Here is an 11,281-nt window from a genome sequence, read left to right as displayed (position 1 = left end):
CAGGCCGGAGACCGTCGCGGTGCGCGGCGCGGCCCAGGCCGGCAGCGCCAGCACCAGCAACAACGAGATCCATGGGAGCCTACGGGTCAATTCTCTAACCTCGCGCGTACAGCTCCGGGAGCGCCTTCGTTCCTCTACTCGACCGTGAACTTGGCGGTCGGCATCAGCGTCTGCTTCGAAACCGAGTCGTTCACCTTCACCGTGATCTGGTAGGTGCCGGGCTCCAGTCCGTTCAGCGCCAGCGACTTCTCCAGCGTCACCTGCTCGCCCACGTTGCCCATCTGCGCGGTCGATTCGCTGGTGTGCAACACGGCTTTGTTGGTCGCGGTGTTCACCACGTCGTATTCGATGGTCGCCGACGGCTTCTTCGTCTTCTCGTCGATTCCGAGGTTGTAGACCTGCATCCACAGGTTCATGCGCTGCGAACGCTTGAACGTCGCGGGCTTGCCGTCGGAGGGCTCCACGCGCGGACGCACCTTGGTATTTCCGATGACGAAGTTGCCGCCGCCGATGTCCTTGGTCGCGACCTTCTCCATCTGGTCGGCCAGGATCAGGCTCGAGGTTGCGAGGCGGTCCTCATCGTAGCTCGGCACCACCAGCCCGCCGCGGCTTTGCCACGTTCCCAGGCGGTCGCCGTTCACGTCCTTCACCACGACATCGAGGCGGTAGCGCCCCGGGCGCAGCGGCAGCGCCTTCCAGTACAGCGAAACGTTCTCACGCGTCTTGTCGAGCAGCTCGTTCGGGACGTCGATCTGTACCGTGTCCTCGAACGTCTGCATGATGCGCCCGGTCATCGACGTCACGCGGCCGAAGATGTTGACCACCCCGCGCTGGATGCCTTCCTTGGATGCGAACGTGATGTCCTTGTTCTTCACCTGGATGGTGACCGGCACCAGCACGGTGTCGCTGGTCACGCGCACGAAGTCCGTACGCACGTCGAACGGCATCAGGTTGTAGCGGATCTTGTGGCTGACGACCTCGTCCAGGTCCTTGAACTTGATCGCCGGCGCCCGCAACAGCTTGCCCATTCGGTCGAGCCGGTCGAAGTACTTGCTCGTGTCCATGTTCTCGCGGCCGCTGAACGGACCGCGTCCGATGCGCTCCGGGCCGCCCCTGGTCCAGCGGTCCGCCTTGCCGGCCATGCCCATCTCTTCGTAGAGCGTCAGGCCCCCGTTCGGCGTGTTGAGCAGCGCGTCCTTCTCCGAGCGGTCGATGGTCATGTGGTAATCGCCGCACATGCAGGTATCGACGAACTCGATCTCCACCTCCTGGCCGATCTCATCCAGGTAGCGGTAGCGCCAGGTCTCGAACGGGAAGGTGGAGGTGCTCCCGCCGCCCTCATCCATCGGGCGGTTATAGCGGCCCCCGGAGGGGTGCGAATCGATCTGGTCGGGCGGACCGAAGACCACGTAGATCCGGCCGCGGTCGGTGCGCCATCCCTGCTTGCCGGCGGCGAAGTGCTCATTCGCGTACGCGATGCGGCGGTAGTGCTCTTCCTTGTATTCGTTCTCGATGGTGTCGGGCGTGGGATCGCGCCGCAGCCAGAACTGCTCGATGAAGTTGTCGCGCTCCTCGTCGTTGGAGAGCTGCTTGAATGCCGCCATCTCCTCGTCCGTGATGATGTAGCGCACGTCCTCGTTGAGCCAGCTCTTGTACGTCTGGCTCAGCTCCTTCTTGAGGGACTTGGCCTTCTCCTTCTTCTCCTTGTCCGTCAGCGGGCGATTGAGCGGATCCTCCGGCTGGGCCGTCGTCTTGGCATCCTGGGCGCTCAGCAGGCTGCCGCCGAGGCAGAGCAGCAGCGCCAAGGCAAGGGCAGCAAAATGACGGATCTTACGGAAGTTCATACGCAGACACCATTCCTTCAGGGGCGCTTTCGAGGTGCATTCATTGTAGGTTCATTCGGTTCCGAGTGGCAAGGCATGCGGCACCTCAATTCACCTTAATCCGGCTGCGACCCACCCCTGCCGATTAGACGTCGGCGGCGGCCGGAAGGCGACCGCGACACCTTGCCACTTCGTGCTACGTAAGTGGCGGGGAGCAAAGGTATAATGCGGGGTAGCACCCGGGAAAAACCCACCCAAGCGAGTTGTCGCAAGCCAGCTTGCGCATTCCGCGGGCCGCAAAAAAGAGGGAGCCGTGTGCCCCCGTTCCCCGTATCTGTTCTGTGGGGTCACTCGTTGAGGTCGCATGACTAAGAAGCGCGTCATTATCATCGTGGTGGTAGCTGTGGTCCTGGGCCTCGTGGTGTGGGGCTCGGTGGCGTTCTCCGGGTCGAGCGCGCCGGAGGTGACCACCGGCAAGGTGGGGCGCGAGGACCTGGCCAGCATCGTCAGCGCGTCGGGCGAGATCAAGCCCAAGACCTACGTCAACATCGGGGCCAACGCGTTCGGCAAGATCGTGCGCCTGTATGTGAAGGAAGGCGACCACGTGAAACGCGGCCAGCTGCTGGCGCAACTGGAGAACGTGCAGTCCTCCGCCGACGTGAACGCGATGCGCGCCGGGCTCGACGTCTCGCGCACCGACGCGGTCGCGGCCCAGGCCGGGCTCGAGCGCGCCAAGGCCGACGAGGAGCGCACCCGCCTCGACTGGCAGCGCGCGCAGGGCCTCTACCAGTCCGGCCTGATCCCCAAGTCCGACTTCGACGCCAGGAAGAGCGCCTTCGATTCCGCCGCCGCCGCGCTGGCGCAGGCCAAGGCGCAGAACGAATCCGCCAATAAGCGCATCGCGCAGAGCTCCGCCACCTTGACGCGCGCCTCCGACGTCCTCAGCAAGACGCAGTACCTCGCTCCCTACGACGGCGTGGTCACCAGCCTGCCGGTGCGCGAAGGCGAGACCGTCGTCGTCGGAATCCAGAACTCCCCCGGCTCCACCCTCATGACCCTCGCCGACATGTCGGTCATCACCGCCGAGGTCCGCGTCGACGAGACCGACATCGTCAACGTGAAGCTCGGCCAGGACGCCGAAGTCTCCATCGACGCCATTCCCGGCAAGAAGTTCCCCGGCAAGGTGACCGAGATCGGCAATATCGCCATCCTCCGCTCCACCGGCCTGGCTACCTCGCAGACCACCGCGGGCACGCAGGAGGCGAAGGACTTCAAGGTGGTCGTCACCCTGACCAACCCGCCGGAGAACCTGCGGCCGGGCCTCTCGACCACGGCCAAGATCACGACCGCCTCGCGCCAGAACGCGCTCGCCATCCCGCTCCAGGCTCTCACCCTGCGCACCAAGGGCGACTTGGAGGAGAAGAAAGGCAAGGGCGGCGTGGAAGCGGCCGCTCCATCGTCGGCCAAGGACGCCAAGGAAGAGCTGCAGGGCGTCTTCGTCGTCACCGGCAAGGGCAAGCAGGCCAAGGTCCAGTTCAAGCCCGTGCAGACCGGCATCACCGGCACCACCGACGTCGAAGTGACCAGCGGCCTGACCGAGGGCGACGAGATCGTCACCGGCAGCTACAAGGTGCTGCGCAGCCTGAAGAACGGCGCCACCGTGAAGGTAAACAACGCCGCCCCGAAAAAAGAGGGATAATCCCTAAACCTTGGAACCGCAGGGCCGTCTAATCCGTTTACTAGCCTGAGAGACGTGTACCCCGCCCCGCTGGGGCCGGGTGCCAAACGGGGAGACCGCCAACATGGGAACGGGACTACTGAGCATGTCTGAATCGAGCGCCGCCATCAACGAGATCGCCCTGAACACCCCGCCCCGCGAGGGCATGATCGTCACCGACGAGCTGTGGAAGACCTACGACATGGGCTCGGAGCAGGTGCACGCCCTGCGCGGCGTCTCCATGACCATCCGCAAGAACGAGTACGTCGCCATCATGGGGCCGTCCGGTTCGGGCAAGTCCACGCTCATGAACCTCATCGGCTGCCTCGACACCCCGAGCCAGGGCAAGTACTGGCTCAACGGCAACCTCGTCAGCGAGATGGACGACGACGAATTGGCCCGCATCCGCAACAAGGAGATCGGCTTCGTCTTCCAGACCTTCAACCTGCTCGCCCGCGCCACCGCGCTCCACAACGTCGAGCTGCCGCTCATCTACAACGGCACCGCGGCCGAGGAACGCATCGAGCGCGCCAAGGGCGCGCTCCGCAAGGTCGACCTCGAATCGCGCATGATGCACAAGCCGAACGAGCTTTCCGGCGGCCAGCGCCAGCGCGTCGCCATCGCCCGCGCCCTGGTCAACAACCCCTCCATCATCCTGGCCGACGAGCCCACCGGCAACCTCGACTCCAAGACCGGGCTCGAGATCATGGGGCTGTTCGACCAGTTGCACGCTCAGGGCAACACCATCATCCTGGTGACCCACGAGCACGACATCGCGCAGTACGCCCACCGCGTCATCCACATCAAGGACGGCAAGGTCGAGATCGATGAGGCCAACACCAACCGCAAGATGTAGGCGAAATCTTGTTAAGGAAAGCGCCGGCGACTCGCCGGCGCTTTCCTTTTGCTCTCGCTGTGGCGATCGCTTCTCCCACCCTGACGTAGCGCGTTTGACTTTTCAGCCGCCCGGCCCACCATAACCAGCGGCGGGTGGCCCACCCTTCTGGTTGAGTCGAAGTCTTCACAGCGTGAACACTCCTGAGGGTGCCCCATCCTTTTCGCGAGCGATCTGTGCGAGCGAAAGGGTGGGACCGAATCCTGATAATTATCTTGACATCTTGTTATCCACCGGCTACTCTGACTTTCGCCTTCTCATCGCTTGCAGCTCCGCGGCTCTTTTCCATCTTGATCTCGGGGATTGAGGCGAATCCCCCGGGGATTTTTCACGAATCCCCGGGGATTTTGACGGCGGAATTATATACTTGACAAACCCAGTGGTATTCGCTAACATTTCGCCCCATAGAGAGGGACGATATGGACAGCCTGAATCTAGCGAGTCTGGCGGAACACTTCAGCGATGCGGACAAGGCCCGTCAGTTCCTAGAGGGGCAGCGTTGGCCGAACGGCCCTGTCTGTCCGCACTGTGACAGCACGGAGATTTATAAGCTCACGCCCAAGACCAGCAAGAAGGGCAAGCACGTCCGCGTTGGCGTGTACAAGTGTGCGAGGTGCCGCGAGCAGTTCACGGTGACAGTCGGCACGATCTTCGAGGACAGCCACATCCCTCTCCACAAGTGGCTGTTTGCGATTCATCTTCTGTGCGCTTCCAAGAAGGGCATGAGTGCCCACCAGCTACACCGGATGCTTGGAGTGACGTACAAGTCTGCGTGGTTCATGGCTCATCGTATTCGGTACGCGATGAGCCAACCATCATTTAAGGAGAAGCTTCGGGGCATCGTTGAGGCAGACGAAACCTATGTAGGCGGCAAGGGCAAGACTCAGTTCATGGGCCGCGCTACTGGCAAGACGCGCACGGCAGTAGTCTCCGTCATTCAACGCGACGGCGATGCGCGTTCCTTTCCCGTTACGCGAGTGACGGGCGAGAACCTGAGCGAGATCATCCGCAAGAACGTTGACCGTTCCGCAGCGTTCTGCACGGATGAGTTTCCGAGCTACAAGAACATTGGGCATATGTTTGAAGGTGGGCATCACACCGTCACCCATAGCAAGGGCGAGTACAGCCGCGAGTGGGTACACGTCAACAGTTGCGAAGGCTTGTTCGCCACGTTGAAGCGCGGCCTCACTGGTGTCTATCACCAAGTGGGCCAGCACCACCTACACCGCTACTTGGGCGAGTTCGATTTCAGGTACAACACGCGCAAGCTGAAAGATGGGCAGCGCACGTTGATGGCTATTCAGCAGAGCGCAGGAAAGAGGCTCATGCTCCGGGACTCAAAGGAGCAGAAAGCGGGCTAATAGGCCCACCAGTACAACTAGAGATGTTCGCCAAAAACATAACCCGCCTTGCAGGGCGGGTTAAAAGGCGACGACGGTAACGCTTGGGCGCGGGCCGCGACAGGAGGAGTGTCGCATGGCCCGCACCAAGATTGCAACGTGTTGTTCCAGATTCAGAACAAAAAGACAATCCACGGTCATCCAAGGGGGTGTCCGTTATACTCTGGCATCTCGGGCTGACTCCATGCGACCACGCCAACCCAATCCGCTGGAAGTACCGAATTATACGATTGAGGAAGCTGCGCGCTATCTCCACATCCTTCCGTCCAAGCTGCGTTACTGGGTGATAGGCGACGAAGACTCCGCTCCGCTCACTACGATTTACAGCCACAAGCCAATGCTGTTGTCCTTTAAGAATCTGGTGGAATGTTTTGTTCTAGAGAGTCTGCGCCACGCTCACAATGTGAGTCTGCAAGGCATCCGCCACGGTGTAGAGGAACTGCGTCGGGAGAAACCATCCAAGTACCCGTTGGCCGATTACGATCTGAGTACAGAGAAAACCAAACGCGGAGTGACAATCTACCTGGAAGACAAGGGAGTAGGCACAACGCATCTCGTTAACCTTAGGGCTGGTGGCCAGCAAGTCTTCAATTTCTTACAGCCGTGGCTCCGGCGAGTGGAGCGGAACACGCATGGGATTGCCCAGCGGCTGTTCCCGTTCACGCGCAAGGAATACTTGAACGCGCCAGCCAATGCCCCGCAGTTTGTAGTGATTGACCCAACGGTGTCCTTTGGGATGCCCGTACTAGTAGATTCCCGCATCTCTACTGCATTTCTGCTGAGCCGCAAGAACGGTGGGGCCACAATTCCACAGCTGGCGAATGACTATGGCAGACTCGAAGCAGAAATCGAGGAAGCAATTAAAATCGAGCAAGCGGCTTAAGGGTTTCACGCTGTACCTCTGCCACAACCTCGATTATGACGACTGCGTAGACAAGCTGCGGCACTGTGGCTTCCGATATAAACGCCACAGGGATTACTTCAAGGGATGGACCGAGGACCGCGAACTGCTGCCGCTCGTGGGTAAGCGCAAGTGGATACTCATCACGTTCGACCAGAAGCAGCGCACGCGCGCAATCGAACAGCAGCTCATCGTGCAATATAAAGTCCGCCAGTTCGTTTTCACGTCCGGCGGCATTGGCAACATAGGCGATCTGCTCTGTAAGGCAAAGGGACAGATGAGAAGCAAGTGTGCTAACAACTCGGGGCCGTTTGTGTTTTCGATTTCAGCAACTGGAAAAGTTGCTCCACGTCATCTTCAAGGCTGAAGGTCAAATGCCGAACAAATCCAAACCCGTTCCCCACATCCCCGCGAAGTTCGAGGATGCACTGGGAGCGATCCTCACAGTAAAGCCGCCGAAGGGAAAGAAGCGCAGCAAGCCGCCGTGCGCGGTGTGCGGCAAGGCGGACAAGAACTGGGTACACCTGCCGAAGAAGAATCCAGCCGACAAGAGCTGGCACAAGTACAGGGCTAGCTGAGTTGACCGAAGAACAGCATAAGGTCAGGTTGTGCGCTTCACTGTTTGGCGGGTTCATTGTCATGGCTGCGGCGATCATGCTCACTCGCGGAGTCGCGATTACGACTGCCATTCTTGTCGCGTGGTCAGTATGGAACTACTTCATTTTTTACCGCTACGGGCATAGGAACGATTAAAGCAGGGCCACAAGTGGGCCAGAGTCTAGCTTGGGTTTGTGAAAGGGATAATTCCGTTTGACGGATTTTCGGCTGTAACTCGCTGATTCCAAAGATTCAGGCGAATTCTCTTTTTTGATTCGCCGCTCGCTCGGACCGCAGATCCTGTCAGACCGAGCCACGGACCCTCGTCGGATCGGGCACAGACCCCCGTCAGACCTCGCGACAGACTTTTCGCCGCAACCCACTGATTCCAAAACACCGCGCCGGAAAACTCTTGAAGTACGTCAGTCCGTGGGCGTTTTTGCCTTTTGCCTTTTTCCTTTTGCCTTGCCCTCTAAGACCGCCACCCGGGGGAGGGCGGGGGGAGGGGGTATACACCAGTCCTCCTGTAGTAAAACGTAGCCATGCCCCGCCGCGTCCTCGTGCTTACATTGCTGCTCGCGACCAGTGTCCCGGCGGCGGCGCGCGACCACGAAGCCCAGCAGCGCGCCGCCGTCCGCGCGGCCCTGCAGGAGTACCTCGACGCCGGCTTCCGCGGCGCGCCCTGGAACGAGACCGCGCCCCTGGTGCTCTGGGAGCAGGACCAGGAGAGCGACTGCCTCGGCGTCGTCCGCTCCTTCAACATCACCGGCGTCCGGCTGCGGGATAAGCGGAACGCCGTCGGCACGGTGATGTTCTACCGGCTGGGCGAGTACTGCGAGGCGCAGCAAACGTTCACCCCGCGTCCCGGGCTCGAAGAAGTCGTGTATCAGCTGCGCAAGAAGAGCATCTCGTGGCTGGTCGAGAAGTCGAATCGTCCCGGCGCGAACGTGGACTGGCAGGTGCTGCGCGAGCAGTTGAAGCGGCGCTTGAGCGACCCAGCCCTGCCCGTCGCTGACACCGCGAAGCTCGCCGACGCGCTCTCGAAGCTGGAGAAGACAGCCGCCGCGATCGGCAAGACGCCGGCAGAAGCAATAAGCAATAAGCGATAAGCGGCAGCCGAGTTTGTTCTGGCTTATCGCTTATCGCTTATTGCTTCTCTCTAGTGCGGCGCGCCGACGGCGTCGCCCTCGCCGCCCTGCGTCGCCGGCGCTTCAGGCGAGACCGCAAAGAAGCTGTGGTCGTAGAGGTTGCGGTACATGCGGCCCGCGATCTCGGCGGCCTTGGGCCCGAAGGTCGGGCGGCCGCCGCGCAGGAAGACGACGGTCACGATGCGGCCGTACTGCGTGTTGGCGTACGACGCGAACCAGCCGAAGCGCGTCCCGTCTTTCGAGCAGGTGCCGGTCTTGCCGAGGATCTGCTCCTCGCTGAAGTTGTAGCGCACGCTGCGGCCGGTCCCGTACTCCACCGTTCCGGCCAGGCCGTCGGTGAGCTGCGGGATGAGCGTGCCGATGGGCAGCTGCCGCTTGATGCGCGGCTGGAACTCCGCCACCTGCTCCGCCGAGCGCGGGTGCTGCATGTAATACAGCGTGCCCCCGTTCGCGATGGCGGAGACCAGCGCGGCGAGCTGCAGCGGCGTCATCGAGATGCCCTCGCCGAACGAGCACATCTTCCCTACGCCGCCCTCTTTCGCCGGGATGGCCTGCTCCGGATATTCGCCGAGCTGTTCGTCGGGGATCTTGTAGCCCGCGAGCTCTCCCAGGCCAAACTGGCGCGCGTAGTACGCGACTTTCTCGAACCCGAGCTTGCGGCCGAGGACCTCGAAGTAAGTGTTGTTGGAGTGCGCGAGCGCCTGCGTGAGCGTCATGGTCGCGCGCCGCGAGAGCCGGACCTCGGTCTCCTTGTCAACCAGCCCTTCGTTCACCGCGGCCAGCGCCGTGACGAGCTTGATGGTGGAGCACGGCGTCGCGCCCTCGGCGAGCGCCAGCTTCTGGTTCACCATGGTGAGGATGCGCCCGCTGGTCGGGTCGACCGCCACCACGGTCCCGTTCATGTTGCCGAGCGCCTCGACCGCGGCCGCCCGCACGATGGGATCTTCCCCGGTGGCGACGTCGCCGGCCGTGACGTCTTCCGCGTACGAGCTGGTGTAGAAGCGCTCGTAGTAACGGCGGTGGCGACGCCCCTTGGCCGAGCGGCGCGTGCGCCGGCTGTGGCGCTTCGCGCTCATCTTCTTCTTCGTGCTAGCGCTTTCGCTGACGTTGGCGCCGGAAGACTTCGGAGTGCTGCTCTTGCTGGAAGCCGAGCGCGCGTACGCGGTCGTGGCGAACAGCCACAGCAGAGCGAGGAGAGCGGCGTGGAGGGCGTGACCTTTTTTCATCGACACGTTGACTGATCGCCTGAGTCCAGGGGCGCGGCGCTTCCCGCCGCCTTCCCTGAGTTCCGTCGCTCCCTTAATTCCTGGGTGAGTAGCTGCCCGATAGTAGGGGCATATTGTCGAATTTGCAACGGTGAAAATCCTGTGGAAAACGTCGCAAATGGCTTTGCTCCCAACTGATTCGATGCAGCAGCTCTGGATGATGTTGCGGCGGGCCGTACCACCTGCGACACGGGCCGGATATCACCGCTCCGACGCGCGATTCCAGCAGCGCATGCGGAAAATGTTGTTCCCGTGATCCGCCGCGCTACTGCACGTCACCGCGCTTGCGGATGAAGGCGGGCACGTCGAGGTCGTCGCGCTCGACGTCGCGCACCGCTTCCTTGGCGTTCTGCAGCGGCGACGGAGACTGCACCGGCCGCGCCGCGATCGGGATCGAAGGCCGCGTCGGCGGAGGCGGCGGAGTCGCGGGCTGCGCGTAGGAGGCCGCCGTCCGCTGCTGCGCGATCGCTGTGGCCGCCGCCGAAACCACTTTGTCTTTCTTGTGCAGCTTCTCGGTCTGGAAGCCGGTGGCGATCACCGTGATCTTCACCTCGTCCTTCATCTTCTCGTCCATGACCGCGCCGAAGATGATGTTGGCTTCTTCGTGGGCGGCACTCTGGATGATGGTGGAGGCTTCGTGGACTTCGCTCAGCTTGAGCGAACTGGAGCCGGTGATGTTGATGAGGATGCCGCGCGCGCCGTCGATGGCGCCGGCCTCGAGCAGCGGCGATGCGATGGCCGCCTGCGCGGCGAGCGTGGCGCGGCCCTCGCCCTTCGCGGTGGCGGTGCCCATGACCGCCGGACCCATGCCGGCCATGATGGCTTTCACGTCGGCGAAGTCGCGGTTGATGATCCCGGGAATGGTGATGATGTCGGAGATGCCCTGCACGGCCTGGCGCAGGATGTCGTCGGCCACGCGGAACGACTCGAAGAAACCCGCGTTCTGCGCGACCGCCAGCAGCTTCTCGTTGGGGATGACGATGAGCGTGTCGACCGAGTCGATGAGTTCCTGCATGCCGCGCTCGGCCTGCTGCAGCCGGCGCTTGCCTTCGAAGGCGAACGGCTTGGTGACGACCGCCACGGTGAGCGCGCCCATCTCGCTGGCGAGCGAAGCGATGATGGGAGCGGCGCCGGTGCCGGTGCCGCCGCCGAGTCCGGCGGTCACGAAGATCATGTCCGCGCCCTCCAGCGCCTCGATGATCTGGTCGGAATCCTCGAGCGCGGCGCGGCGGCCGACTTCGGGATTCGCGCCCGCGCCCAGGCCGTTGGTCAGCTTCACGCCCAGCTGGATCTTGTGCGCGGCCTTGGCCATCTGGAGCGCCTGCAGGTCGGTGTTGGCGACCACGAACTCCACGCCCTCGACCTTGGCGTCGATCATGCGGTTCACGGCGTTGGAGCCCCCGCCGCCCACGCCGATCACCTTGATGCGGGCGTTATTGCGCGGCTCCTCGTTGAACTGGATCCGGACTTCGCTCTTCTTGTCGTCAGCCATATGGTTGCGCTCGCAGATCGCCGGCCGGAGGTCTGGTTCGGAC

At 62.4% G+C, this 11,281-nt stretch carries 10 protein-coding genes; 7 read left to right on the top strand and 3 right to left on the bottom strand.

Features of this window, described 5'->3' with window-relative positions:
* Window positions 1–134: 134 nt before the first annotated feature.
* Window positions 135–1,844, bottom strand: a complete 1,710-nt coding sequence (locus VLA96_14625; GenBank protein ID HSE50438.1) for a GWxTD domain-containing protein — start codon at window positions 1,842–1,844, stop codon at window positions 135–137.
* Window positions 1,845–2,187: 343 nt separating this feature from the next.
* On the opposite strand from VLA96_14625, the gene VLA96_14620 reads away from it, so the two are divergent.
* The 7 genes from VLA96_14620 (at window position 2,188) to VLA96_14590 (ending at window position 8,442) form a co-directional block, all read left to right on the top strand.
* A complete protein-coding gene (locus VLA96_14620; protein HSE50437.1) occupies window positions 2,188–3,522 on the top strand; it encodes an efflux RND transporter periplasmic adaptor subunit in 1,335 nt (444 codons plus the stop codon).
* A gap of 124 nt (window positions 3,523–3,646) precedes the next feature.
* Entirely contained in the window at window positions 3,647–4,396 is a 750-nt protein-coding gene (locus VLA96_14615; protein HSE50436.1) for an ABC transporter ATP-binding protein, read from the top strand.
* Between the two features lie 458 nt (window positions 4,397–4,854).
* Window positions 4,855–5,796 (top strand): IS1595 family transposase, encoded by a 942-nt coding sequence (locus VLA96_14610; protein ID HSE50435.1) that lies wholly within the window; start codon window positions 4,855–4,857, stop codon window positions 5,794–5,796.
* 115 nt (window positions 5,797–5,911) lie between these two features.
* Window positions 5,912–6,718, top strand: a complete 807-nt coding sequence (locus VLA96_14605) for a DUF433 domain-containing protein (GenBank protein HSE50434.1) — start codon at window positions 5,912–5,914, stop codon at window positions 6,716–6,718.
* Window positions 6,663–7,103 carry a hypothetical protein gene (locus VLA96_14600; GenBank protein ID HSE50433.1) on the top strand — a complete coding sequence of 147 codons (441 nt, stop codon included), beginning with the start codon at window positions 6,663–6,665 and terminating at the stop codon, window positions 7,101–7,103. Before VLA96_14605 ends, VLA96_14600 begins: the two co-directional genes overlap by 56 nt.
* 7 nt (window positions 7,104–7,110) lie before the next feature.
* Window positions 7,111–7,314, top strand: coding sequence for a hypothetical protein (locus tag VLA96_14595; GenBank protein ID HSE50432.1), 204 nt, complete (start codon window positions 7,111–7,113; stop codon window positions 7,312–7,314).
* Between the two features lie 561 nt (window positions 7,315–7,875).
* Complete coding sequence (locus tag VLA96_14590) at window positions 7,876–8,442, top strand: hypothetical protein (GenBank protein ID HSE50431.1); 567 nt, start codon at window positions 7,876–7,878, stop codon at window positions 8,440–8,442.
* Between the two features lie 50 nt (window positions 8,443–8,492).
* Here VLA96_14590 and VLA96_14585 read toward each other — a convergent pair whose 3' ends face one another.
* Both VLA96_14585 and ftsZ read right to left on the bottom strand, forming a co-directional pair.
* Window positions 8,493–9,707, bottom strand: coding sequence for a penicillin-binding transpeptidase domain-containing protein (locus VLA96_14585; protein ID HSE50430.1), 1,215 nt, complete (start codon window positions 9,705–9,707; stop codon window positions 8,493–8,495).
* 304 nt (window positions 9,708–10,011) lie between these two features.
* A complete protein-coding gene (gene ftsZ / locus VLA96_14580) occupies window positions 10,012–11,238 on the bottom strand; it encodes a cell division protein FtsZ (GenBank protein ID HSE50429.1) in 1,227 nt (408 codons plus the stop codon).
* Between the last annotated feature and the right edge of the window lie 43 nt (window positions 11,239–11,281).

It is taken from the genome of Terriglobales bacterium (assembly GCA_035457425.1).
In the GTDB taxonomy this organism is placed as follows: domain Bacteria; phylum Acidobacteriota; class Terriglobia; order Terriglobales; family Acidobacteriaceae; genus JACPNR01.
This window is presented reverse-complemented; position numbering and strand designations above follow the sequence as displayed.

Excerpts from the sequence above, each read along its gene's own strand:
- ftsZ (HSE50429.1), bottom strand. The coding sequence starts at position 11,238 with ATGGCTGACGACAAGAAGAGCGAAGTCCGGATCCAGTTCAACGAGGAG.
- VLA96_14590 (HSE50431.1), top strand. The coding sequence starts at position 7,876 with ATGCCCCGCCGCGTCCTCGTGCTTACATTGCTGCTCGCGACCAGTGTC.
- VLA96_14625 (HSE50438.1), bottom strand. The coding sequence starts at position 1,844 with ATGAACTTCCGTAAGATCCGTCATTTTGCTGCCCTTGCCTTGGCGCTG.
- VLA96_14595 (HSE50432.1), top strand. The coding sequence starts at position 7,111 with ATGCCGAACAAATCCAAACCCGTTCCCCACATCCCCGCGAAGTTCGAG.
- VLA96_14600 (HSE50433.1), top strand. The coding sequence starts at position 6,663 with ATGGCAGACTCGAAGCAGAAATCGAGGAAGCAATTAAAATCGAGCAAG.
- VLA96_14620 (HSE50437.1), top strand. The coding sequence starts at position 2,188 with ATGACTAAGAAGCGCGTCATTATCATCGTGGTGGTAGCTGTGGTCCTG.
- VLA96_14605 (HSE50434.1), top strand. The coding sequence starts at position 5,912 with ATGGCCCGCACCAAGATTGCAACGTGTTGTTCCAGATTCAGAACAAAA.
- VLA96_14615 (HSE50436.1), top strand. The coding sequence starts at position 3,647 with ATGTCTGAATCGAGCGCCGCCATCAACGAGATCGCCCTGAACACCCCG.
- VLA96_14585 (HSE50430.1), bottom strand. The coding sequence starts at position 9,707 with ATGAAAAAAGGTCACGCCCTCCACGCCGCTCTCCTCGCTCTGCTGTGG.
- VLA96_14610 (HSE50435.1), top strand. The coding sequence starts at position 4,855 with ATGGACAGCCTGAATCTAGCGAGTCTGGCGGAACACTTCAGCGATGCG.